At 39.0% G+C, this 23,879-nt stretch carries 23 protein-coding genes, 2 rRNA genes and 3 pseudogenes; 4 read left to right on the plus strand and 24 right to left on the minus strand.

Features of this window, described 5'->3' with window-relative positions; all coding sequences use genetic code 11:
* The 9 genes and pseudogenes from M3226_RS27850 to M3226_RS27890 all read right to left on the minus strand — a co-directional run.
* A 16S ribosomal RNA gene (locus tag M3226_RS27850) occupies positions 1-130 on the minus strand; the annotation flags it as partial.
* Positions 131-630: 500 nt separating this feature from the next.
* A 5S ribosomal RNA gene (rrf, locus tag M3226_RS27855) occupies positions 631-747 on the minus strand.
* A gap of 157 nt (positions 748-904) precedes the next feature.
* A pseudogene (locus M3226_RS32890) lies at positions 905-1,905 on the minus strand (aminotransferase-like domain-containing protein).
* Positions 1,906-2,331: 426 nt separating this feature from the next.
* Positions 2,332-2,499, minus strand: a complete 168-nt coding sequence (locus M3226_RS27865) for a hypothetical protein (protein ID WP_251572294.1) — start codon at positions 2,497-2,499, stop codon at positions 2,332-2,334.
* Positions 2,500-2,535: 36 nt separating this feature from the next.
* Entirely contained in the window at positions 2,536-2,736 is a 201-nt protein-coding gene (locus M3226_RS27870) for a CLC_0170 family protein (protein ID WP_251572296.1), read from the minus strand.
* A gap of 19 nt (positions 2,737-2,755) precedes the next feature.
* A complete protein-coding gene (locus M3226_RS27875) occupies positions 2,756-3,982 on the minus strand; it encodes a Ger(x)C family spore germination protein (protein WP_251572298.1) in 1,227 nt (408 codons plus the stop codon).
* Positions 3,963-5,075 carry a GerAB/ArcD/ProY family transporter gene (locus tag M3226_RS27880; RefSeq protein ID WP_251572300.1) on the minus strand — a complete coding sequence of 371 codons (1,113 nt, stop codon included), beginning with the start codon at positions 5,073-5,075 and terminating at the stop codon, positions 3,963-3,965. The genes M3226_RS27875 and M3226_RS27880 overlap by 20 nt, the downstream gene beginning before the upstream one ends.
* Positions 5,076-5,102: 27 nt before the next feature.
* Positions 5,103-6,677: a spore germination protein gene (locus M3226_RS27885; protein ID WP_251572302.1), complete on the minus strand. Its 1,575-nt coding sequence runs from the start codon at positions 6,675-6,677 to the stop codon at positions 5,103-5,105.
* A 129-nt stretch (positions 6,678-6,806) separates the two neighbouring features.
* Positions 6,807-7,295, minus strand: a complete 489-nt coding sequence (locus M3226_RS27890) for a redoxin domain-containing protein (RefSeq protein WP_251572304.1) — start codon at positions 7,293-7,295, stop codon at positions 6,807-6,809.
* A gap of 245 nt (positions 7,296-7,540) precedes the next feature.
* Between M3226_RS27890 and serC the strand changes: the two genes are divergently transcribed.
* Positions 7,541-8,638 carry a 3-phosphoserine/phosphohydroxythreonine transaminase gene (gene serC / locus M3226_RS27895; protein ID WP_251572306.1) on the plus strand — a complete coding sequence of 366 codons (1,098 nt, stop codon included), beginning with the start codon at positions 7,541-7,543 and terminating at the stop codon, positions 8,636-8,638.
* Positions 8,639-8,685: 47 nt separating this feature from the next.
* Here serC and M3226_RS27900 read toward each other — a convergent pair whose 3' ends face one another.
* The 5 genes from M3226_RS27900 to M3226_RS27920 all read right to left on the minus strand — a co-directional run bounded on the left by M3226_RS27900 (position 8,686) and on the right by M3226_RS27920 (position 11,355).
* Positions 8,686-9,687: an LLM class flavin-dependent oxidoreductase gene (locus M3226_RS27900; RefSeq protein ID WP_251572307.1), complete on the minus strand. Its 1,002-nt coding sequence runs from the start codon at positions 9,685-9,687 to the stop codon at positions 8,686-8,688.
* Positions 9,688-9,915: 228 nt separating this feature from the next.
* Positions 9,916-10,068 (minus strand): hypothetical protein, encoded by a 153-nt coding sequence (locus tag M3226_RS27905; RefSeq protein ID WP_251572309.1) that lies wholly within the window; start codon positions 10,066-10,068, stop codon positions 9,916-9,918.
* Between the two features lie 30 nt (positions 10,069-10,098).
* Positions 10,099-10,239, minus strand: a complete 141-nt coding sequence (locus tag M3226_RS27910) for a hypothetical protein (protein WP_251572311.1) — start codon at positions 10,237-10,239, stop codon at positions 10,099-10,101.
* Positions 10,240-10,343: 104 nt separating this feature from the next.
* Positions 10,344-10,616, minus strand: coding sequence for a hypothetical protein (locus tag M3226_RS27915; protein ID WP_251572313.1), 273 nt, complete (start codon positions 10,614-10,616; stop codon positions 10,344-10,346).
* Positions 10,617-10,695: 79 nt separating this feature from the next.
* Positions 10,696-11,355, minus strand: a complete 660-nt coding sequence (locus tag M3226_RS27920) for a carbonate dehydratase (RefSeq protein ID WP_374110696.1) — start codon at positions 11,353-11,355, stop codon at positions 10,696-10,698.
* 283 nt (positions 11,356-11,638) lie between these two features.
* Between M3226_RS27920 and M3226_RS27925 the strand changes: the two genes are divergently transcribed.
* A complete protein-coding gene (locus M3226_RS27925) occupies positions 11,639-12,088 on the plus strand; it encodes a S1 domain-containing RNA-binding protein (RefSeq protein ID WP_251572317.1) in 450 nt (149 codons plus the stop codon).
* A gap of 225 nt (positions 12,089-12,313) precedes the next feature.
* Complete coding sequence (locus M3226_RS27930) at positions 12,314-13,117, plus strand: HAD family hydrolase (protein WP_251572318.1); 804 nt, start codon at positions 12,314-12,316, stop codon at positions 13,115-13,117.
* A gap of 79 nt (positions 13,118-13,196) precedes the next feature.
* Here M3226_RS27930 and M3226_RS27935 read toward each other — a convergent pair whose 3' ends face one another.
* From M3226_RS27935 to M3226_RS27970, 8 genes and pseudogenes are all read right to left on the minus strand, one after another.
* Complete coding sequence (locus M3226_RS27935) at positions 13,197-13,364, minus strand: hypothetical protein (protein ID WP_251572320.1); 168 nt, start codon at positions 13,362-13,364, stop codon at positions 13,197-13,199.
* A gap of 175 nt (positions 13,365-13,539) precedes the next feature.
* Positions 13,540-14,232, minus strand: coding sequence for an LrgB family protein (locus M3226_RS27940; RefSeq protein ID WP_308211998.1), 693 nt, complete (start codon positions 14,230-14,232; stop codon positions 13,540-13,542).
* On the minus strand, positions 14,232-14,600 hold the full coding sequence (locus tag M3226_RS27945) for a CidA/LrgA family protein (RefSeq protein WP_251572324.1): 369 nt from the start codon (positions 14,598-14,600) through the stop codon (positions 14,232-14,234). Before M3226_RS27945 ends, M3226_RS27940 begins: the two co-directional genes overlap by 1 nt.
* A gap of 134 nt (positions 14,601-14,734) precedes the next feature.
* Positions 14,735-15,613, minus strand: coding sequence for a LysR family transcriptional regulator (locus tag M3226_RS27950; protein WP_251572326.1), 879 nt, complete (start codon positions 15,611-15,613; stop codon positions 14,735-14,737).
* Between the two features lie 104 nt (positions 15,614-15,717).
* Complete coding sequence (locus tag M3226_RS27955) at positions 15,718-16,227, minus strand: BsuPI-related putative proteinase inhibitor (protein WP_251572328.1); 510 nt, start codon at positions 16,225-16,227, stop codon at positions 15,718-15,720.
* 89 nt (positions 16,228-16,316) lie between these two features.
* Positions 16,317-17,111, minus strand: a complete 795-nt coding sequence (locus M3226_RS27960) for an HAD family hydrolase (protein ID WP_251572330.1) — start codon at positions 17,109-17,111, stop codon at positions 16,317-16,319.
* Between the two features lie 128 nt (positions 17,112-17,239).
* Positions 17,240-18,435, minus strand: a pseudogene (locus M3226_RS27965) (glucose-1-phosphate adenylyltransferase).
* 249 nt (positions 18,436-18,684) lie between these two features.
* Positions 18,685-19,916: pseudogene (locus tag M3226_RS27970) on the minus strand (DUF438 domain-containing protein).
* Positions 19,917-20,189: 273 nt separating this feature from the next.
* Between M3226_RS27970 and M3226_RS27975 the strand changes: the two are divergent.
* Complete coding sequence (locus M3226_RS27975; protein ID WP_251572332.1) at positions 20,190-21,167, plus strand: ring-cleaving dioxygenase; 978 nt, start codon at positions 20,190-20,192, stop codon at positions 21,165-21,167.
* Positions 21,168-21,222: 55 nt separating this feature from the next.
* Here the strand turns inward: M3226_RS27975 and M3226_RS27980 are convergent, their stop codons facing one another.
* Together M3226_RS27980 and M3226_RS27985 are read right to left on the minus strand one after the other, a co-directional pair.
* Complete coding sequence (locus M3226_RS27980; RefSeq protein ID WP_251572334.1) at positions 21,223-22,815, minus strand: long-chain-fatty-acid--CoA ligase; 1,593 nt, start codon at positions 22,813-22,815, stop codon at positions 21,223-21,225.
* A gap of 112 nt (positions 22,816-22,927) precedes the next feature.
* The gene (locus M3226_RS27985; RefSeq protein ID WP_251572336.1) at positions 22,928-23,875 is read right to left on the minus strand and encodes an alpha/beta hydrolase; all 948 of its coding nucleotides are present in this window, start codon (positions 23,873-23,875) and stop codon (positions 22,928-22,930) included.
* Between the last annotated feature and the right edge of the window lie 4 nt (positions 23,876-23,879).

Consider the following 23,879-nt stretch of genomic DNA (forward strand, 5'->3'; position numbering starts at 1 on the left):
AGGTTGCCCACGTGTTACTCACCCGTCCGCCGCTAACCAACAGGAGCAAGCTCCTATTGATTCGCTCGACTTGCATGTATTAGGCACGCCGCCAGCGTTCGTCCTGAGCCAGGATCAAACTCTCCATTAAGATGAGACTTCCGTCGCGGAATGATTTACCCCGCGATGGTTAGTCGAATCAATCGGGTATTTACGGGCAGTTATCCGATAGGATATTACTGCCCGTTAATACGCGGAAAAGTTGATTAGCTCATTTTGTTACGTTGGCTTAGTTTCAAATAGAAACTAATATTATTGTTTGTTGACGTTTTTGTTTGTTTAGTTTTCAAAGAACAATGTCACCAAAAGCGACCGGATTACTATCTTATCGCATTTCTCACATTCTATCAATCATCAATTATTTCCAATTCCGATTGACTTGTTTGCTCTGTTTTCGAGAGCGACTTTCCTATCTTAACACGTGATGTGCTGTAGAACAATAGAAAGTTTTTTCCATTTTTGATTCCTTGTTTACTCTTTTGAAGAGCGACTTTTCTATCTTAACACCGTCGGTGTTTACTTACAATAGAAAGTTTTTTCCAATTCTCAAAAAGGGAAAGAAAAAGACAGAAACGTAAATTCCTGTCTTTCGCCTGGCAACGTCCTACTCTCACAGGGACTCACGTCCCAACTACCATCGGCGCTGAGAAGCTTAACTTCCGTGTTCGGTATGGGAACGGGTGTGACCTTCTCGCCATTATTGCCAGACTATGTTTTTATTCCTCTTTCAGAGGCGACCTTCATATAATACCACCTATAAATATTGTATACAATCAGAAACTATTTCCATTTTATTATTCTCATGTGAAGAAATATTATCTCAAATAAGAAAGGGAACATCCTTAACAGAGGAACATCCCCTTATTCATTTTAATAATGAAGAAGTAACTTTTAACTGTTCCTTAAGCAGCTGTCCTAGACGTTTTATACCTTCAATAATTTCAGCTTTACCTACATAACAAAACGAGAGACGGAGAAACCCAGTTCCATCCTTCGGGTTTAAGAAGAAGTATTTTCCCGGAATAAATGACACACCCTTGCCAAGGGACCGTTCTAAGAATTCCGTGGTGTCTATTCCGGGTATATGAGCCCAGACAAAGTACCCTCGGCTTGGCAAATACCAAGTGATCGATTCTGGGAAATTTCTCTTCATAGACGTAACTAAAGTCTCACTCTTCTCCCTATATAATCCTTGTAACATCTTGAGCCGATCTTCAAGATTTATCCCTTCTAAATACTTGGCCATTGAAGCCTGTGCAAATGGATTGTCTAAATGTTTTTTAAACCAAGCAAATGCGGATATGAATTCTTCAGCTCCAGTTATCCAGTCTATCCGCATTCCCGGAGCAACCACCTTGGATAAAGAGCGGACATGAAGCACTCTTCCTTCTATATCGATCGCTTATAACGGGATTGGACTATCTCCAAATGAAAGTTCACCATATGCATCATCTTCTATAATGAGGAAATCATATTCGCCGGCTAGTTTTAACAGATGCTTTCGGCGTCCAAATCCATTGTTTTCCCAGTCGGAATCGCATACAAAATCCGGGGCAACGGTAGATTTTTTTTGTTCTTTCCTTTAAATTTTCTTCTAATAAGTTAGTTTGAATTCCGTTTTCATCTAGAGGTATATTAATAATTTGCTTCGTATAGTTTTGAAATATCTATTAATGCTTCCATATATGTTGGAGCTTCTGCCGCCACAACCAATTCCTCGTTCATAATGACATGGGCAATTAAATCAAGCGCTTGACATGTTCCTGAAGTTACTAATAGGTCTCGCTCTAATTGGCTGTGAAGGGACGTGTGCTGGATCCGGATAGCCCGAACTCAAACGGATACATTCCTCTGGAGCTCAGGCATCCATTTACCCTGCAGATTGTTCTTAAGCTTCTTTTACAAAAACAGATCAATTTTCACCTGATTAACACCTTCCACTAATCCTTAAAGAGATTATTTTGAAAAATATTCCTATTTTTGTATAATTACTTTCTTGATTTGTAGAATTCCTAGCAGTCTTCGTAGAATTCCTCATACAATTAGAATTCCATCCTTGTTTTGTAGAAGCCAGCTTCCTTTTATCAGTATAGATTGTAATACTACCTAATTGATTGCCTTTAGACATTCTTCCCTGATCAACGACAACAATTCTTCCTTATAACCTGCAAATTCTACAGATCCTTTGACACTGAAATCCCTTAGTTTATTCAATGTAATAGGTACCTTTTTCTTTAAACGCCCTGGTCTTTCTGTCATCAGTTTTATTTGTTTGTTGTCCTGTTTAGTTTCTCATTCAGTTCTTGATGATTTGTCTGCTGTAATATCGTTATATGGAAGAATCAATTTTTTTACCTTATCAAAGCTCATTGAGCTTATTTCTTGTACTAGTCTTGGAATGGACTGCTCAGGATAACCGTAATCGCGAAGTAATTGTTCCATTTTTTCATTTTGTTCCATGTATTAACTCCTCCAATATCTGTTTTGAGTAATTCATTACCAAATAAAATGGTTGTAAATCCAATTGATCAAAAACAATCCAAGACCGAGGGCAATATTCATCCATCCAAAAATTAATGATGCTTTTCGTTCCTTTTTCTGTTTTGCTTTTTTATACATTTTGGCATCAACGAGGAGAATGAAAAGCCCTGTTACGATAAAAATGACAATCACATATGGTAAAAAACCAAGAAACATCCTCTGTATCCTCCACCAATTACTTCGCTTTCATGCCTACCCGATGAATACGGGTATCAACATGAACATCATAGGTAATGTCTTTATATACTCTTTTCCAATTTTCTTTCGTTCGAATTTCCTTGATCCAATATTTCGGATATTTTGCTCGGAAATGTTCTCCAAAACCAAAAATATCACTTTCAGCTTTTTGGGTTTTGGCAATCAGTTTCTTTAAAGATTTTTCTACTTCTCTTGACGTTTCTTTTTGTATTTTCCCGATAATAGTTGAATCATTAATATAAATACTTTGACTTGTCTTTTCTTCTATTTCACTTTCGTAACGAACCTTGATATCCACATGTGGTTTCCCATCTTTTAATTTTACCTTAACTTTTGTTTTTCGAGAGATCGCCTTAACCATTACAAATTCCTCTTTACCCGGCACTTTAATAAAAGCGCTATATCCGCCTCTCCCAACCCCCCTAATGGCCATATAAAATCCTATTTCAAGGGGTGAAGTCTTTCCTGCCATCCTATCTCCTCTAAAATAAGCTAGCCCACTTAATTGAATGGACTTCTTATCTTTAATGGTAAGATAGGGAAGATACGGATCTTGTCCCTTACTAGAAAGTATGGTCCAGAACAAACCAATAAAACTAGGCGGAAATCTGCCTAATGCCGATAAATTATCGACCATGTCCGCCAAATACAATGATGGTATTCGTTGCAGCTCTGGGACGAGTCTCATATAATCTTCTGCTGGCTCTTTCGAAACAGCGAGTGAGGCTGTTCTGCGGATTTGGGGATTACGCCTCAAAAAATCATTAAATCGTTGCGTCCCCTCTTTCGCTATCTTTTCATTCAGAACAATAATCCGTAAATGTCCGAGGAACGTTTCGTAAGCCACCTGCTGTTGAAGATTAAGCATGGCGTCTTGTATGGTGTGACCAACAACTTGGACAATCAACACCGAATTATGCGAACTTTGACCTTGTGTAGGTCCTAGAGGAATACGGCCGGGAACTGCAATTTGCGCAGTCACCTTTATCAGCTCTTCTTCTGGTTCGGAGGAATTGCTTTTGTCAAAATGGGTAATCCCGCCTTCGGTTTGCTGTTTTTCTTCTTTATTGGAAGCCTGGTCAATACCTATTGCTAATATAGTCGCACGCTGTTCGATTTCTTGTGCGTCCCAACACCCTGAGAGGAGAGGAAAGAGGAGAAAAAAAATGATGACTAGACGTAAGCTAGGATTCTTGTGCAACACTTTTTTTCCTCCTTCTCCTACTCCTGAAGAGATCAATAGCCAATAACATTGCGGGGTATAGAATGGTTATTAATAATCCTGCTCTTCCTGCGATTTGAATAACATCATACAATTGCAAAATATTTTGCGGCAGCATAGCTAAAAAAAACACAAAAGGCATTATAAAAAAAGACAACATCCGGTGATCCTTTAGCTTGGCCATTTGTTTTATAGAATAAATGGTAAAATAATAGCTTGAAAATAGGGTAGTAAATACAGCTGTCACCCAAACCGCTAAAAAGATGACATCTAATCGCTGCAGGATATTTCCCGGCAATGCTGTGGTACGTGCTAATTCGAGGGTTGGCCAAAATATCTGTTTAATCTCTTCTGTTCCAAATACAGCAATGGTAGCGATCACAATTAACAGGTAAACCCCTCCTGAAATAAAAATCCCCCAAAAGCTGGCCTTTATTGCTTTTTTTGGATTTTTCATAAAAGGTATAATCATCGTGACGATAAAGGAACCTTGAAACAAAGCAGAAATCGTTAACATTCCTTTGGCAATGGAATAGAAATCATTTTCAATTAGAGGACGCAGGTATAAGGGATTTGCATTTTTTAACGAAAATGCAACAATAATCAAGACTGGTCCCAATATAGCTGGTACATAGAAATTGTGAATATAAGCAAAAGTGTTTATATTGTACCTTACACTCAGACATGCAATTAGGAGCATAACAAACACTGTTACTTCCAATGGTGTTTGTCTTAAAACAGCCGAAACAACAACCTCTCCAAATTCACGGGCAGCCAATGCAGATAATATGACAAAAAAGAAAATCACAATCATACTGTACATTTTCGCAATCCATTTTCCGACAATATCCTCTCCATAGGTGATAATTGTTTTTTGCGGATGACGAATTCCTAATATTGTAAGAATGAACAACCCTATCGCAGCTAGGATGATTCCGCCTAACGTGACAAGCGGAGCCCCTGTGCCCCCGCCCCGAACAGCAAACAACGGCAATGGAAGAACACCTACACCAATGATGGTACTTATTAGGATCGTCGAGGCTTGTACGGTGGTGATCTCCCTATGGTTTTCCATTTCAAGTACCCTCCTATTGTTTAGTTCCTACTGTTCATTATCATTTTGTTCATGTCTTTTACGATTAGCAGGTTGAAGAAAACTAGGTCTTTTCGACATCGACCAAAGAGGGCTCCGTGTGACAACATCTTTCATTCCCTGTGTACTTCCCGGAGAAACTGGTGCCATATATGGTACTCCAAAGGATTTTAAATTTAGTAAATGATTGAAAGTAAGGATAATTCCGATCATGACTCCGTAAAGACCAAATATTCCCGCTAAAATCATGATTGGAAACCTTAACATTCTTAGGGCAAAGGCGGCTGTATATGCTGGTGTTGCAAATGAGCCTATCGTCGTTAAGGCAATAACAACCACTGTAATTGGACTAGCCAATCCAGCTTCCACCGCAGCCTGCCCCACAACTAACACCCCTACAATGGATAGGGCGCCACCCACTTGCCTCGGCAGCCGTACCGTTGCTTCCCTTAAAATTTCCATCGATATCTCAATTATAAGTACCTCAACTACAGCAGGATATGGGACACCTGCCCGCCCACCCGCTACCGCTACAGCAAATTCGGTCGGAAGCAATTCAGGATTAAACGCAATCAACGACACATAAAGTGAAGGAAAGACCAGTGAAAAGACAAGTGCCAACATACGAGCAAATCTCGCAAACGTACCCATCAAAAACCTTGAAGCATAATCCTCTGCTGTTTGGTAGAATTGGTTAAAGACAACCGGGACTAACAGCGCAAAAGGGGACCCATCTACAAGGATAGCAACCCGGCCTTCCACTAAATTGGCAACAGTTTTGTCAGGACGTTCTGTTGTCTGTATTTGGGGAAACGGTGTAAAGTGATTATCTTCGATAAATTGTTCTAAATACCCAGCATCCATTATGGCATCAATATCAATGGCCGAAAGTCTATTTTCGACCTCGGTTATGACGGTCTCATTTGTAATTCCCTTTATATAACAATAACAAACAGTTGATTTGGTTAATCTTCCAATTTCCATCGTTCTAACTTGAAAATCGGCTGTTGGTAGCCGGTATCTCAGCATGGCAATATTGGTATCAATATTTTCAATAAACCCTTCACGTGGACCCAAAATAACCTGTTCTGTTTCCGGCTGAGTGACAGAACGATGTTCTACTTCTCTTGTAGATACATGAATGGCTTCTGTGATGCCATCCACAGAGATAACGGTTTCTCCGCGTAAAAGAACAGCAATTAGTTTGTCTAAACTTTCTTCTACCATGGCTTGACCATGATAGAGGGTTTCGTGCATGATAATGTCGATTAATTGATTAAGTGGCTTCTCTTTTGAAATTAAATGCTCAGGAACATACATAAGTGGTCTTAAAATATCCTTATTGACATGCTCCTGGTTAACTAAATTAGAAAAATAAAACATGGTCGCATGGTACTGTCCAAAAATTTTAAAATGTTTTACCTGAAAATCATCATTTTTACCTAAAATATTTTTTATTAATGTCTCCGTTTCTTTTAGTGACGCAGATAATTTACTTTTCCCATCTAAAACCTGATCAGGGATAGTAAATGGTCTTTTTTTAACACTGATCTTGGCTTTCTTCATTTTCCGAAATAATGACATCTACATCACCACCTGATTTATAATTTTTGACAAATTTTATTAAATATTCCTTATGTTTTATTAATCTCGAAAATTTTTGGATAAAAGCAATAAAAGACCACTTCTCAATGGTCTTTTTTTTGGATAATTTTATTGTCTTATTTTCAAATGATCATTTAATTTTTCTAGTTCATAGAATACGGTTTCATAATCCTCTCTTTTATCTGCCTTAAATGTTGTGTTTAGATAGGTAATGATTCCATCTTTATTAACAACAAACACGGACCGAATGGCAGTCCCCCCTTTTTCGTTAAAAACAAAATAGTCTTTTACTGTTTGTTTATGCCAATCAGATAATAATGGATACGGTAAAGTCCCCATGCTTGCTGCAAAAACCCGATGCGAATGAATATGATCAACGCTAATCGATAAAACTTCTGAATCCGTTTGTTCAAACCGTTTATAATCCTCTTTCCAAGAGGCTATTTCTTTAATTCAGCCTGGGGTAAAATCCATTCCATAAAAAGCGACGACAATATTTTTCTGACCGCGGTAGTCTGATAAGGAAATTTTCTCCTTTGTGGTAGCCGGCAGGGAAAAGTCCGGGGCTATTTCCCCTACTTTCAGGGATGCTTCCATGTTGTGTCCTCCTAACTGTGAAATGAAATAAACACTTTACTCTTTATGTATAGTTACCATAATGGCTGGATTTAGACAGAACAAATGTAAATCCTAAATAATGAAGTTCATTTTTACATAACCTGTTAATGAAACGCTTCCATTTAATTTTTTTAAAATATCTTTCCTTCGCGGGATAAAATTTATTTTCCGAAAATTGAATCTATGTTATAGTCAAATAAACAAAAACAGATGGAGTGAGAAAAGTGAAATTACAAGTTCAACGCGCCTACAATTTTAATGCCGGTCCTTCTGCTTTACCTCTTTCAGTTCTAGAGAAAGCTCAAGAAGAGTTAATCGATTTCCGTGGTACTGGAATGTCAGTTATGGAACTCAGCCACCGCAGCCGCCCGTATGAGGAAGTACATAATCAGGCGATTAGCAGCTTACGAGAACTATTAGCCATACCGGATACTCATGAAGTTCTATTTCTACAAGGCGGAGCCAGCCTTCAATTTTCGATGATCCCGATGAATTTTTTACAATCAGGAAAAAAAGCAAGTTATGTTATGACAGGTTCCTGGTCAGAGAAGGCTTTTTCCGAAGCTAAATTATTTGGAGATGTTTACCAGGCTGCTTCAACAAAAGAAGGAAACTACCGCAGCATTCCTAAACTTGATGAATTACAGTACAACCAGGAGGATGCTTATGTGCATATTACCTCCAATAACACGATTTATGGGACCCAGTGGAAAGACTTCCCTGATACTGGAGATGTGCCTTTGATTGCCGACATGTCGAGCGATATCCTTTCTAAGCCGATTGATGTCAGCAAGTTTGCCCTGATTTATGCGGGTGCGCAAAAGAACCTCGGTCCATCAGGTGTAACAGTTGTGATTATTCGCAAAGATTTGATTGAGCGTGCGAACACGAACATTCCGACAATGTTAAAATACAGCACACATGCGAAAAATAATTCCTTATACAATACACCGCCAACCTTTGGCATTTATATGCTTGGAGAAGTTCTTAACTGGGCACGTGATTTAGGTGGTCTGGATATAATTGCTAAGCGAAATGAAGAAAAAGCAAACTACATCTACTCAGTTATTGACAATAGCAATGGTTTTTACATTGGCCATGCGGACCAGGAAAGCCGTTCACTAATGAACCTTACCTTTAACTTAAAAACTCCTGAATTGGAGAAGAAATTCTTAGAGCTGGCAAAACAAGAAGGTTTCGTAGGGGTTAATGGACATCGTTCCATTGGCGGATGCCGCGTTTCTGCCTACAATGCCGTTCCTGTTGAAGCTTGCCAGGCCTTCAGTGAATTTATGACTAAATTCCAAAAAGAAAATAACTAAAAAAAATCACCCTCTGAATTTTTAGAGGGTGATTTTTTTAACAAGGTTTATTTGCCATCGACGATTTCTTTAAAGATTTCATAAGAACGTTTTTGTTTTTCTTCATCAAAGATATAGGATACAGTCATAATCTCATCGACGTGATATCTATCTTGGAAATTCGTTAATTGCTGACGGACGGTCTCCTTGCTTCCTAATAACGTGACACTCGACATCGAAGAAGCCATTTCTTTTTCCATAGGATTCCATAGTTCATCTATATTTTCGACAGGAGGGCGTAACGGATTTTGTGTCCCGCGGACAACATTTAGGAAGAATTGCTCCTTGGTTGTTGACAGCCATTTCGCTTCCTCATCTGTTTCAGCCGCAATCACATTTAAGCAAACCATCATATATGGCTTGTCCAAATACTCGGACGGTTGGAATCGTTCCCGATAAATCGATATTGCCTCTTCCATAAATCTCGGAGCAAAATGGGAGGCAAATACATATGGCAAACCCAAACTTGCGGCCAAATAAGCAGAATCCGTTGAGGACCCGAGAATATAAATCGGAATATTGGTCCCGACCCCAGGATATGCTTTGACATAACTTTGCTGCTCGATTGGTCCGAAAAAGTTGAGCAATGCTTGTACGTCCTCAGGGAAGGTGTAGACAGAATCATTTTTCGTGCGTCTTAAAGCACTTGCTGTCATCATATCGGTACCCGGCGCGCGGCCTAGGCCCAGATCCACACGGTTTGGAAACATCGTGGCCATTGTGCCGAACTGTTCGGCAACCACAAGCGGTGCATGGTTTGGAAGCATGATTCCTCCTGACCCCACTCGAATTTGACGCGTATGTTCCAATGTATGTTGAATTAAAATAGATGTCGCTGAACTGACCAGTGTTGAAGTATTATGATGCTCAGCAATCCAATAGCGCTGATAGCCCATTTTTTCTACGGCTTTGGCAAGGTCTACCATTGCCTCAATTGCTTGTTTGGAGTCCTGTCCCTCACGGATGGGGGCAAGATTTAACACTGAAACAGGTATCTGAATGGTTGCCATATTATAAATATCCTTTCATATTGAAGATTCACTACTATAGTATCAATTGAAATAAAGGAAACAAACTTATATGCTTAGGTTGTGCTAATTGCTTCCTGACTCTGCTTCTATTTTAAAAATATGCTCTGTTAAATCAGTCTGTTGATTTCCGCTCCAAAGTATAAAAAACAACAATATCGTTTAACAGAGCCTAAAATAAAAGACTGCCAAAAGGCAGCCTCGTTGATGTTATTTATTTTTATTATTATTCGGATCCTGGATCGGCACATTTTTTGGACGTTCAGGATATGTTGCTTTCCCGTCACGATCATTAGGACCAGTAAGATCATTTCTTTGGTCTAGGACTCTGCCTGTATACTCAACCGGATTATTTCGCGGCATAATATCACCTCCATGGAATACTTGGCTTAATTAGCTTTTCTTCCCTAATCCTAAAATCTTTAATTTATACTCTGCTTCACTCATATTTGGATTTTTCTTAGGTGGGCTATTTCTAAGAGCCTTTTTCAACTCAATATTCGCGTCATCGTCAGTATTATATTTTCCATCCATCGCTCACGCCTCCTTTATGTTTTATTATGGACCATTTCAACCTGTTCATTCTTTTTATACATACTAAAAAACCTCTAGCAACTACTAGAGGTTAATGGACTTTATTAATCGGTATAGGACTCGATTGCCTGATTCAAGGCATTATAGGCTTCCCCGAAGGCTGCGGCAGACGAAACATCTCCTGCATTTTCCAATGCCCCCACTGCATTTCTCGCTTGCGTTAAAGAACGGATACAATCCTCAATCATTGTTCCTTTATCGCCATTTTGTTCCAAGGCTTGCTGAAGCTGGACAATACAACGATCCAGGTCAGTCGAATGCGGACGGTCATACGCCTTTTCTAATTCTTCTTTTACCTGTTGTAAAACTACCTTCATAGTTAGTCCCCATTTCATCAAATAGTAAACACAAGGTAGTTTTACCGAGGGAAAAGTATCTTATTCCACTAAATAAAATTCAATACGATAACCCACAAGAACACCTAGTTTTCCCGAACAATAAGGAATAGGATGATGGAAATTCCTGATTTACCCTTTGTACTTCCTTAGCAAACTCTTCTTCAGTTTTCGGAACAGGGGATAAAGTATCTGCTTTTGCTTGTGAATCGATATGAGCTCCAGGTGGTACAAAGCTGTGTGGCTTCAAGGTGACACCTCCTGTAACAACTGCATCTGTAGAAATAAAGCTTCCTTCTCCAACCTGTGCGTTATAAACGCTGGCTTTAAAACCAACAAACACATCTTGATGAATCCTACAGGGACCATGAATCAATGAACCATGGGCACAAGAAACTCTTGGTCCTATATGGATTGAGTATTTTTCCCCATTAACCTCCACATGCTTATTTTTCAGGCCATGCAGGATGACACCATCCTGGAGATTACAATCCCTGTCAATATAAAACGGAGTTCCCTCGTCCGCGCGAATGCTCACGAAAGGCCCCACATAGGTATGGTCACGGATCGTCACGTCTCCGACTACAAAGGTGAAGGGACTAAGTAAAGCAGTTCTTTTTATTTTTGGAAAAATCGGATTGGGATTTATGGAGGTTGGAGGATTGTATCCCACGAAGTAGCTATAAATATTATATGGCCCTGATTGATTGGTCAAAGTCATTTCCCCCTTTCAATAAAGGTCATTCCATATTCATACTAGTTATACGTGACTGTTCTTACATTCATAACCTATGCATCATATTCCTTTGATCATTTTAGGTAAAATTTTTAGGTGACGATTCAAGTTAAAACCAGCGTGTATGAGGTTATCATCATATTAAAATAGCTTTTGTCGAAACTAGGTATGAATTGGCAAAATAGAAGAAATAGACTATATGTTATTTTTCTAAAGTTTTTGTTATAATAAAGTGTCTTTAACATTTATGAGGGGGAAACATATTTTTATGTCAGTTGAAGTAGGCAGTAAAGTACAAGGTAAAGTAACCGGAATCACTAATTTTGGAGCATTTGTGGAATTGCCAGGCGGGACAACCGGCTTAGTGCATATTAGTGAGGTTGCAGATAGCTATGTAAAGGATGTTAATGATCATCTTAAGATTGGCGATGTAGTTGAGGTAAAAGTAATTAGTGAGAAAGACGGAAAAACTGCCCTATCCATCAAAAAAGCAATCGATAAGCCTGAAGGACAAACTTCTTCTTATTCACAGCGCCCACAGCGTCAAGGTAGAGGAGATAGCCGTTCGAAAGACTTCCGTTCAAAAGGGACCTTCAAACCAAAGGAAAGCTTCGAAGATAAAATGGCTAAGTTCTTGAAGTCTAGTGAAGAGAATTTATCAAGCCTCAAACGGAACACCGAAACAAAACGCGGTGGCCGAGGCGGCAGACGCGGCTAATATCCGCACCTGTTAATAAATCTCCATATAAATCAAAAGGCAAGCCTGTAAAAAGGCTTGCCTTTTTTCCTTTAAAGGTGCCTGTCACCATTATTCACTATAACACACATTTAATGGTAGTAATTCCCTTGTGTTAAGGAATATCTTTATAAGGTAGCAATTGGCAGCTCTATTTTAATCTGATATAGTAATTTTATGTATAATGGAAAGGAATTATAGACACCCATGAAATGTATTTCAATTGATTTAGATGGTACGTTGTTAAATTCTGAGCATGAGATTACAGAGGAAAGTGTGAAAATCTTAAACGAGCTAGAGGCTCAAGGGCATTGTTTAATCTTGAACACGGGTCGTGCTTATGCAGATGTGATTAAATTAGAGGCAGTTCAAAAGATGAAGATGCCTATCTTTTGCATCAATGGGTCTGTATTGTTCTCAGCCGAGAGAGAACTGCTTTTCGAAGCAACCTTGACTACCGATGTGTATAAGGAAATTTTTTCGATTTTAAGAAAAATGGATGTAGGAATCCTCGTTTACACAAATCATGGCGGTTTACCTTCAACACTGCCACCGTTACATGAAAAAAGTAAGCAGGAAATCGACAGACTATTTAATGAATTCAATTATGATAAAATACTTGAAATTGAGGACTTAAAAATTTACAAACTAATTGCACTCGTCCACCCAGATCAATTAGAAATAATTGACAAGGTTAAAAGAGCACTAGGGGAGAAATTCCCGATCTCGATGGCGTCTTCCCATCCAAATAATGTGGAGATCACCTCAAATGAGGCCCATAAAGGCAAGGCCCTTCTACGCTACCAAGACATAATGAACCTCACGTTTGATGAGATTATCGCCTTTGGTGATGGAGGAAACGATATTGCTCAATTTGAGGTAGCAACAACCGCTGTAGCAATGGGAAATGCGCCCATGCAGGTTCAACAGGCAGCAGATATCGTTACGAAGACCAATGATGAAGAAGGGTTTGCCTATGCAGTCCGTCATCTCTTAGGAATGCTAGACTAATACTTACTTTAAGGGAAATGGAGAATTCATCAATCTCGTTTCCCTTTTTTAATGCAATAAACTTCTTCTTCCTCAGGTGTTAAAACCTTGTTAGTTGTTTCATAATCTCTCTTTTTCTCTCTCTATCCGTTATCCTTGTTAAATCAAGGGCAAACTCATGCCCCTTATGCTTTGAACGTAAGATCTCTCGGATTGCCCTCTTGATACTTTCCTCATTATCCCTGACAACAATGACATTTCGGAGCATAATCTTCCTCCTTGTTTCCAAGCCATCAAATTTTCAGAACAACCTCTTCATTTTATGTTTTCAACCTTTTATTTAGCCCTTTAAAAATACCATTTTTATTAAAATTACGATTTCCGCTATATGTTTGCTATTAAAAATACAAAATGGCCGCCATTATAAAATGACAGCCAAAATTCTAAAAGATATGATGAAAATTCATTAAAGAAGGAATCAGTACTGCTCCCCAAACTAAGGTAATCAATGCTGCAAAAATCATCGCTAACGAAGAAAAAGTAGCTTCTTGCTTTCCGTATTCCATCGCCTTATTGGTTCCAACACCATGTGCCCCCATGCCTAATGCAAGTCCTCTGGCAATTGGTGTTTTAATCGACAGTCCTTTAATAACCGATGGTCCAACAATACCGCCAACAATCCCCGTAATAATGACAAACACGGTTGTTAACGTTGGCAGACCGCCAATTTCCTTTGAAACCTCGATCGCAATTGGAGTTGTGATGGATCTTGGCAAAATTGAAATAATAAAATCAGATTTTAAATGGAACAATTTTGACAAACCATAGGTAGAAAAAATCGCAACAAGTGATCCACAAGTGATACTAATAAGGATTGTCCCGATATATTTTTTAATAACGGCTAAGTTTTTATAAATGGGCACCGCAAAGGCAACAGTCGCAGGACCAAGTAAATGAGTCAGCCATTTTGAGGCGTGCAGATATTGATTTGCAGATACATGCGTAATGGATATAAGAACAATTAACAAAATGGGTGATAGCAATAATGGATGAAAAAACGGCATGCTCCATTTCCCATAGGCTATTTTTGAAAAACGATAGATAAGATATGTTGCTATGGTAAATACAATCATCATCAATGCTGCTCACTCCTTCTTCCTCTACTCATTTTCTCAGCCGTTACGGCCGTCATCCCCATGACAATAATCGTACTAATCCCAATTAACCCGACAATTTCGGCTCCTTGTAAGCTTAAAATTTCATCATAATTTACAATCCCGACTGCAGACGGGATAAAGAATAGCAACAGCTCCGCTAATAACCAATTGGCCCCTTTTTCAACCCACTCAAGCTTGATTATTTTAAAGAAAAGCGTAAGAAACAGAAGAAATAAGCCAAACATCGAAGCTGGAATCGGAAGTGGAATGACTTCTTTAAGAGCCGCTCCCAAAAATAAAAACACATGCAAAAATAGTACTTGTAATACGATTACTCCTAGTCTCATCGACATAATCCTTTCTATATGAAAAAAGGAGTCATTTTCTCCTTTATGCTTCACGAAATTAACTATAGAGTAATCCTACGCTCATTCTTACCATTCGTAAAATACATATTACGAATTAATTCCATAACCAAAAGTTATAATGGATCTTTTAAAATAAAATCAATAAAGGTCCTGCCTGCTTTAGAGATATACCGAGTTTTTTTTGTAAGCACTGCCAACCGCCACAGAATTTTTTGTTTGAGGTCAATCACTTCAATCTCGCTATTAAAAACCCGGTTACAGATAGAATGTGGAAGGATGGTAATTCCAAGGTTTGCCGCCACCATCTCTGTCATAAGATCCCATTGAGAGCTTTTAAACAAAATTTTGGGTTCAAAACCTGCCGCGATACAATGGTTCCTCATTATTTGATTGAGGGCAAACTCCTCGTGATAAAAGATGAATTCCTCATCCTTCAATTCTTCTATATCGACTTCTTTTCGCATCGCCAATCGGTGGTCTTTGTAAACTAACAGCTTCATTTCCTCTTCCACAATGGGGTAAATATCGAAGAGTTGTTCATCAATTGGCAAGACGGCAACACCGAGTTCAAATTCCCCTTCTTCTACACTCTTTACGACCCTTGCACCGCCATACTCGGTGATATTGAGTTCAATATTAGGATAGGTGTGATGAAACTTTGCCATTACTCTTGGGAAAAACAAGCTGCCAATAAACGGAGGAAGTCCAATATTAATCTGCCCCCTTGTTAAATTGGTCATATCGTTTAGGGTAGTTTTCATTTCATCTAACAGACCATTCATCTTTTGTGCATAGTCAAGCACTACTCTTCCTGCATCGGTTAAATCACTCGTTTTATTGGTCCGAATGATTAATGTCATACCGAGTTCCTCTTCCAGTGCCATAATTGACTTACTTAAAGCAGGCTGCGACAAATGCATCGCTTCGGCAGCTTTGGTAATACTTTTATGTTTTGCGACTTCAGAAAATAATTTCAGTTGTCTTAATTCCAATAGCTAACACCTCATGTCAATGAACTAAATAACTATTATTATAACGGATTACAACTAAATAAATGAATCAGGTCACAAAAAAAACCCCACCGGAGTGGAGATGATCATTTACTGACTTGTCTCTGACCATTTGAAGAAGAATTCTTTATGATTAAATCCTTTGCAGCCTTTGCTTCTTCTTCCTTAGCGGTCAAGAACACCTCAAGCCTATACTTCCCATTAGGCAGATCTGTAATGGTAAAATTCTTGGAGATGGTTTGATTATTTTCTATCGTCATCTCTTTAATCACTTGAATGGACATCACTTCATCGGAATATTGTTTAACCTTCTTCCCCGAAGCATCATAGACAATAAAATCCGCCTCTAACCCCGTACGAAACGTTAGTTTCTTAGGCTCTCCAGAGATATTTTTCACGGTATAGCGGACTAATGTTTTTCCATTTTCTTGTCTTAAAACTATTTGCGGGAGGAACGCAGCAGCTATCTCATTTTGTTTAGGGGGTACACTTTTGCTGACTTCCGAACTTGCATTAGTTTTATCACCCGCACCACACCCGGACAAAAAGCCTGCGAGCAGCACTGAACCGATGACAAGAAACAATTTCTTTTTCATTATATTAATCCCCTTTTTCTACGAATTATCTTTTAGTATCAGCTAAATAGTCGAAGAAAAAGGGGGGAAAGTTACAAAAATTAAATGGTTTATTTTTCCTTTAATTCAGTTAAGATAGGAAAAAGTTCTTCCAAATGTTTAATTTCATAGGAAGGAATCACTCCATTGCGCTCCTTGTCATGACGGTTAATCCATACCGTTTTGATTCCGGCGCGGTTTGCCCCAAGTACATCGGTCATCAGATTATCCCCTACCATAATCACTTCATCTTTTTGTAATTCCATGAGGGATAACGCATGTTCAAATATAGACGGATCAGGTTTTCCTCTGCCAAAATCACCAGAAATAACAATTTGGTCAAAATAAGGAACAAGCTCTGGAGTGATTTCTAATTTCGTGTTTTGCAGTTCTGGTGATCCATTTGTTAAAAGAAGAAGCTTGTAGTTTCCTTTTAAAGAATCGAGAATTTCAAAGGTTTCTTCGTATACAAACGGGTTCTTTCTTCGCTCCGCAGGGAAACGCTCTGCTAACTCATAACCAAACTCAGGATCATCAATGCCCATCTTCTTTAACCCGGCAGTCCAAGCATCTCTTCTGTAATTTGGTACGGTCACCTTCATTTTTTTAAAATCCTCAAGATTTTCATCAGAAAAATTACCCCAAAGCCCTTCAAACGGATTAATCCCTATCATTTGTGTAAAGGGATAAAATTCATAGGCCGAATAAATCGTTCTTGCCGCCTCGCGTACAGCCTCTTCAAATTGCTCGGCATCTACACCATAACGCTCCTCGGCCACCTTACACGTAGCAGCAAAGGCCGCCTTCACACTCTTCTGGTCCCATAGAAGTGTATCATCTAAATCAAAAAAAATCGCTTTTATCATTTTGCTAACTCCTCTAGTAAGATTATTTTTAATAGTTTACCATTTTACGAGTTAAAAACAAAATATTTCTTTTATTTCAAAAAATAAAGAAGGTATGTGATTCCAAGATTCACACACCTTCTTTAAAATTAGGATACCACAGAGATTACCTTGTTTGTAAGGGGAAATTCTTGCAATGCTGGATCAATCATTTCATTATGACCGACGACCATTAAATGAGCATCGGCATTCTTTGAAACGATGATGACCCCGTCCATAATTTGTGTTTGGCTTCCAACAACAGCATTTTCAATCCAAACATTTTCTCCAATAATGGTCTGAGGCAGGATGACGGAATTCTTAATCCTCGCTCCTTTACCCACCTTTACACCACTAAATAAAACGGAATGTTCAATGGTCCCGTAAATTTCACAGCCGTCGCTCACAATACTTTGATACATCTTAGCCTGCGTATCAAAGTATAAAGGAGGCTCGTCATAATGGGCGGTATGAATTCTCCACTCTGGATCTTGTAAAAAAATATTTTTTTCACTTGTTAATAGATCCAGGTTTGCTTCCCAATAACTATGAATAGTGCCTACATCCCTCCAGTAATTATTGAAATAATAGCCATAAAGCTGTAAACCATCACTTAACATCGTAGGGATAATATCCTTGCCAAAATCCCTATTGCTAAATTCCTTCAATTCTTCACGAAGTAAATATTCTCTTAGAATCGGCCATTTAAATATATAATTGCCCATAGACGCTAAATTAGAAGTCGGGTTTTTGGGTTTTTCTTCAAAACTTGTTATTCTATAAGTCGTCGAATCCATCCTCATCAGCCCAAAACGATTGGCATCCGCCCAAGGAACTTCCACCACGGCAATTGTGCAATCTGCATCTGTTTCGATATGCTGCTTTAACATGATTGAATAATCCATTTTGTAGATTTGATCACCAGAAACTACTAAGACATTTTCAGGATTATATTGTTCAATAAATTCAATGTTTTGAAATACAGCATGTGCGGTTCCTTCGTACCATTCTACCCCTGAATCAACTCCGCTGATAGGGCGGGAGAATCGTAAGTCCGCCATAACGGTTATAATAATTCCCATCATTACAGCGGCCAAGATGAGCATGTAGCTCATACGGCCTGTATTGTGTCAAAATCCCTACCGTTTCAATTCCTGAATTCCGGCAATTACTTAAAGCAAAGTCAATAATGCGATACTTCCCCCCCAAACGGTACGGCAGGTTTCACTAGCGTTTTGGTAAGCAGATTTAATCTTGTTCCTTTTCCACCAGCCAGCAGTAGTGCAATCCACTTTTGCTTTTTCATCGTCTACCTCCTCCTTTTCATTTTTTCACCCATTAGTACGTGTAGGTAAATTTTGTTGTACTTATACCTTTATTATCTCCGATTTTTTCCTTTTTCCCGGTCAACCTATTACAGTTTTGTGAAGGATTGGGGCTTTTTTATCGACAGAAAAAGTGTGAACCACTAGAAAATGGCGGTTATTGTCATATTTTTATAAAAAATAAAAAACGCCTTCCACCCAAGTTGAATCGGTGTAAAAGGCGTATTTTCTTATGATAGAATTCTTTTTTCTCCATCAATCACTTTGATAGGAGCAATGTTTTGTGTAAATTCCATGGTACCAATATAAGTACCGTCTTCATCACGAACAGCAAAGTAGCGAATATACACATATTTATCCTTAAACTGAATCCAGAATTCTTCTGAGTCTTTTATTCCAGCTTTAAAGTCTCTGAGAAGCTCCTCAACCACATGGACGCTCCGTGGAGGATGACAGTTCTGGACTGTGCGGCCAATAATGGCTTTCGTTCGGGCAAAGATTCTTTCTTTACCATGTGAAAAGTACCGAACCACATCTTCATGATCTATGAAAGTAATATCGATAGGTAAATGGTTCAACATTAACTCTAGTTGTTTTAATGATAAGATTCCGGTTTCCATCTTAATAAAGCCTTCTGTCAACGTCTTCTCGTCTATTCCCTTTCTATCGGGCTTCCATTCTTGAGCGGGAGCAATTAAGCAATAGCCAATTTCATCACTCTCATGGGCAATTTTCACCCACTCATCTTCTGTGAAATTTTTTATTGCCATTGGGAAGAGGATGTTTTCCTCTTTATAGATCATCCCATTTACTTCTCGAATGACGAACTGAAGGACGTCGATTACTGCTTGTTTGCCGCCATTATAGTAAAGTAGATTTTTTTAGCATCTTTAATGGCATTACGGATAAAATCATTAATTCTCCACATGTTAGTGGTTGGCCCATGGATCCCATATCTCTCAAGATAAGGGAAAATTAAATTTTCTTTCCGGCTGTAGTGCTTATCAATATCTAGAAGCAGGTTGATGTCCTCGATCAGCTGATAAATTTGGTCAGCAGAATCTTCCTTTATAAACTGTTCTAAATGTATCTCTAACTTTGATTCAAGTAATTTTTCGATTTCCCGATTTTCCAATTTAAATGTGTGTACAGGGTGTCCCGGCTGCTCTTCCGGCCTTCCGGCTCGAGGCTCTTCTTCTTCTATCTTGCCGTTAAAAATGTCGGAGTGCTGATGGTAGATTTGTATTAGCTCCCCTGTAGGAATGCTTCCTTCTTCAGCAAAATCCTGCTGAAGCTGAGTGATCTCTGCGATGGTTATACTGCCAACAAAAGCATCAAAATGTGCCTTTACCTCATCAAGGTTTCTGCCATTATGGAGATCCTGAAAGGTTTGTTTTATGATTGTTAAGCGATCTGTATTAATAGGAATTAGTTTTTCACGATTATTAATAAATTCACTCATAGTTGATATTCTCCTTAATGTAACTGTTTAATTGAGAAACTTTATTAATAATTTAACACTTAAAATTTTATTAGATTGTGATTTACATCATTAATAAGCCTCTAATTTTGAAAACTTTAAGAGCCGTTGGCGATTTCGTTTTTGACAACCAATCCTATTCATGATATATTTATCTCGAATTAAAGATAAATTACCTTGAGATAATCCTTGAGTGATTTATCCTAAAATTGGAACAATAAGAATTACTAAATTGACTTATAGGAGTGTATATAGATGAATCAACTAAAAGGTATTCACCATGTGACTGCGATTACAAGCAGTGCAGAAAAAAACTATCACTTTTTCACTTATGTATTAGGGATGAGGCTTGTTAAGAAAACCGTTAACCAAGATGATATTCAAACTTACCATTTATTTTTTGCAGACGATACCGGTAATCCTGGTACTGATATGACCTTTTTCGATTTTCCTGGGATTCCTAAAGGTGTTCATGGCACAAATGAAATTTTTAAAACATCATTCCGGGTGCCAAGTAATGCGGCATTAGAATACTGGGTTAAGCGGTTTGATCGCTTAGAAGTCAAACATACTGGCATAAAAGAACAGTTTGGAAAAAAGACATTGTCATTTGTAGATTTTGATGATCAACATTATCAATTAATTTCAGATGAAAATAATGAAGGTGTTGCTGCTGGAACTCCATGGCAAAAAGGACCGATTCCATTGGAATTTGCAATCACTGCATTAGGCCCAATCTATGTCCGAGTTGCGAATTTTGATTATTTTAAGGAAATGATGGAAAAAGTCCTCATGTTTAAGGAAATTGCCCATGAAGGATCGTTCCATTTATTTGAAGTCGGTGAGGGCGGCAATGGGGCTCAGGTTGTAGTCGAGTATAACGCGATTCTACCTCCTGCACGACAGGGTTTTGGTACTGTTCATCATGCTGCATTCCGTGTAGAGGACCGCTCTGTATTGGATGAATGGATTAAAAGAATGGAAGGCTTTGGGTTTCAAACTTCAGGTTTTGTTGACCGTTACTTCTTTAGTTCCTTATACGTTCGGGTAGCGCCGCAAATTCTATTCGAGTTTGCCACTGACGGACCTGGATTTATGGGTGACGAACCATATGAAACACTTGGTGAGAAGTTATCCTTACCACCATTCCTAGAACCTAAACGTGAACAAATTGAAAGATTAGTGCGCCCAATTGATACAGTAAGAAGCACGAAAGAATTCATAAAAGAATAAATTATAAAAAGGCAGTGATTTTTTCGTGTAAAATCATTGCCTTTTTTTAATCTCTTTAATTTACTTTCTTAGGCCCCTTCCAATACATTTCACGGAGACGATATTTTTGTAGTTTACCAGTTGTTGTTTTTGGCAGCGCTTCCACAAATTCGACTGTTTTAGGTGCTTTAAAGTGGGCCATGTTGCTTCGGCAAAATTGGATAATCTCCTCTTCCGTCACGGCTGTCTCCGGTTTCAGTACAATAATAGCCTTTGGCACCTCGCCCCATTTTTCATCTGGAATGGCAATAACTGCCGTTTCCAATACAGCAGGATGCTTGTATAACACACCTTCTACCTCTGTTGAAGATATATTTTCCCCGCCAGAAATAATCAAATCCTTGGCACGATCTTGGATTTCAATATATCCATCCGGATGGGTGACCGCTAAATCTCCAGAATGAAACCAGCCATCCCTAATCGCTGCTGCCGTATTTTGCGGGTCTTTATAATAACCTGACATGACGACATTTCCGCGGGTCACGATTTCACCGAGCTCTCTTCCATTCCAGGCCACTTCTTCCCCATCCTGTCGAACGACCTTTGTTTCCCCATTAAAAGCGAGTTCAATCCCTTGTCTTGCCTTAATGGTTGCTTGATCATCAGCAGATTTTGAATCAAACTCTTTTTTCCATTCGCAATAGAGGATAAAAGGTGAAGTTTCTGTCAAACCGTAAACATGTATCATCTTTAAGCCCAGGATCTCCTGCGCTTTCTGAATTAATGCAGCTGCAGGCGGTGCACCAGCTGTCGCCATACGCGGATGCGTCTGCACTTTTATTTCTTTTGCTTTTGGTTCATTTACCAGCATATTTACCACGGTTGGTGCTCCGCAAAGCAATGAAATCTTCTTGTTTTCAAATAAATCAAGGATTAATGGTGGATCAACCTTGCGTAAGCAAACATGGGTACCACCTGCTGCTGTAATTGCCCAGACCCCGCCCCAACCATTAGCATGAAACATTGGCAATGTATGAAGATATACATCATCATAGTTTACTCCCAGGTGATACATAAAATTAGCCGCATTCATATAGTTACTACGATGGGTCAACATGACACCCTTCGGATGAGAAGTGGTTCCGCTAGTGTAATTCAACGTTAGCAGCTGGTTTTCATCGATTTCAACCACAGGAAAATCGGCTTTTTCTTTTGTATGCTGAAGAAAATCCTCATAATCTATACCTTTTAATGTAGTCTCGTGTCCAGGAACCCGGACAATAATAATATCATGCAATGCTAGATTTTGGACGATTTCCTCAATTGGCTTCGTGAACTCCTCATCCACGATTAACATTTTTGTATCGCTGTGTTTGATAATATATTCTAAGTCTTTTGCAGATAATCGATAATTCAAGGGCACCATGACTGCACCAAGCTGACAAATTCCATAAAAACATTCCAACATGTAATGGGTGTTTGGCAGCATCACTGCTACATGATCTCCTTCTTGAATTCCTGCATGATGCAGGGCAGTTGAAAGCTGGTCGGCACGTTGTCCAAATTCTTCGTATGTAAATTCTTTCACACCATCAATTACTGCGATCTTTTTCGGATAATACTTGATCGCTCTCCGTTTCCAATCAAGCGGCGTTAGTGGTGAAAACATGTAATCCACTCCTTATTATTACTTGAAAATTCATATAATTATTTCACCGTCGTTTTCTTTTTTCAAAAAAAACTTATGCCAGCCATACATATGCTTTCAAAAAGATGAGTTATCAGATAGGGCTTTTTGTTTGATAAAATACTTCTTTTAGTGCTTGACCTGATTTTTCCAGTGCAGCCTTTCCAAGTGCAATAACAGAAGCCATGCTCATGAAACCATGAATGGTCCCATCGTAGCGGACCAGCTCTGCCTTCACCCCGGCCTCCTGAAGTTTCCTTGCATAAAGTTCTCCTTCATCTCGGAGCGGATCATATTCAGCCGTAATAACAAGTGCCGGAGGCAAACCGGTAAATTTTTCATAGAGTATAGGAGCTAAAAGCGGATTATTCTTATCCTCCTCTTCCCCGTTCGAATAACAGTTAAGGAACCATTCCATTGTCCCTTGGGTTAAAAAGTAGCCTTCCGCATTTTGAAGCATCGATTGGGTTGGTTCACCCCAAATGTTAGTAGCTGGATAGAGGAGTAATTGGAAGCAAATCGCTGGTTTTTGCTTGTCTTTTGCCAAGTTTGAGATTACTGCCGCAAGATTACCTCCTGCGCTATCCCCTCCTACGGCAATTCTAGCAGGGTCCACTTGAAACTCTTCCGGATTTGCAGATACATATTCGACTGCTGCATAGCAATCGTAAACAGCAGCTGGGAATTTATGCTCGGGTGCTAGTCGATAGTCAACAGAAATCGTTACACAGTTTGCAAGGTTTGTTAAAGCCCTGCAAATATTATCATGTGTTTCTAGGTTGCCGACCACCCAGCCGCCGCCGTGGAAATAAACAAGTGCCGGGAAGTTGGTTTGAACCTCTTTTGGATAATAGACTCGAATTGGAATATCACCTTCTGGTCGAGGAATGGTCCGGTCCTCTACATTGCCGACTGGTTCGATTTCACCTTTAGGAAGCTGAAAGGCTTTCCTTGCCAGCTCTGGTGTTAAGGTTTCTAATGGCGGCGTGCCCAAAGAAGCTAAATAATCTAGTAACATTTTTGTTTGTGGGTCAAGAGACATTCGT

Source organism: Neobacillus cucumis (assembly GCF_023715505.1).

Bases quoted from the DNA above. Each gene is read 5' to 3' on its own strand.
- M3226_RS27865 (WP_251572294.1), bottom strand. From the start codon at position 2,499: ATGGAACAAAATGAAAAAATGGAACAATTACTTCGCGATTACGGTTAT.
- M3226_RS27870 (WP_251572296.1), bottom strand. From the start codon at position 2,736: ATGTTTCTTGGTTTTTTACCATATGTGATTGTCATTTTTATCGTAACA.
- M3226_RS27880 (WP_251572300.1), bottom strand. From the start codon at position 5,075: ATGGAAAACCATAGGGAGATCACCACCGTACAAGCCTCGACGATCCTA.
- M3226_RS27885 (WP_251572302.1), bottom strand. From the start codon at position 6,677: ATGTCATTATTTCGGAAAATGAAGAAAGCCAAGATCAGTGTTAAAAAA.
- M3226_RS27900 (WP_251572307.1), bottom strand. From the start codon at position 9,687: ATGGCAACCATTCAGATACCTGTTTCAGTGTTAAATCTTGCCCCCATC.
- M3226_RS27905 (WP_251572309.1), bottom strand. From the start codon at position 10,068: ATGCCGCGAAATAATCCGGTTGAGTATACAGGCAGAGTCCTAGACCAA.
- M3226_RS27910 (WP_251572311.1), bottom strand. From the start codon at position 10,239: ATGGATGGAAAATATAATACTGACGATGACGCGAATATTGAGTTGAAA.
- M3226_RS27915 (WP_251572313.1), bottom strand. From the start codon at position 10,616: ATGAAGGTAGTTTTACAACAGGTAAAAGAAGAATTAGAAAAGGCGTAT.
- M3226_RS27920 (WP_374110696.1), bottom strand. From the start codon at position 11,355: ATGACTTTGACCAATCAATCAGGGCCATATAATATTTATAGCTACTTC.
- M3226_RS27925 (WP_251572317.1), top strand. From the start codon at position 11,639: ATGTCAGTTGAAGTAGGCAGTAAAGTACAAGGTAAAGTAACCGGAATC.
- M3226_RS27930 (WP_251572318.1), top strand. From the start codon at position 12,314: ATGAAATGTATTTCAATTGATTTAGATGGTACGTTGTTAAATTCTGAG.
- M3226_RS27935 (WP_251572320.1), bottom strand. From the start codon at position 13,364: ATGCTCCGAAATGTCATTGTTGTCAGGGATAATGAGGAAAGTATCAAG.
- M3226_RS27940 (WP_308211998.1), bottom strand. From the start codon at position 14,232: ATGATGATTGTATTTACCATAGCAACATATCTTATCTATCGTTTTTCA.
- M3226_RS27945 (WP_251572324.1), bottom strand. From the start codon at position 14,600: ATGAGACTAGGAGTAATCGTATTACAAGTACTATTTTTGCATGTGTTT.
- M3226_RS27955 (WP_251572328.1), bottom strand. From the start codon at position 16,227: ATGAAAAAGAAATTGTTTCTTGTCATCGGTTCAGTGCTGCTCGCAGGC.
- M3226_RS27960 (WP_251572330.1), bottom strand. From the start codon at position 17,111: ATGATAAAAGCGATTTTTTTTGATTTAGATGATACACTTCTATGGGAC.
- M3226_RS27975 (WP_251572332.1), top strand. From the start codon at position 20,190: ATGAATCAACTAAAAGGTATTCACCATGTGACTGCGATTACAAGCAGT.
- M3226_RS27980 (WP_251572334.1), bottom strand. From the start codon at position 22,815: ATGTTTTCACCACTAACGCCGCTTGATTGGAAACGGAGAGCGATCAAG.
- M3226_RS27985 (WP_251572336.1), bottom strand. From the start codon at position 23,875: ATGTCTCTTGACCCACAAACAAAAATGTTACTAGATTATTTAGCTTCT.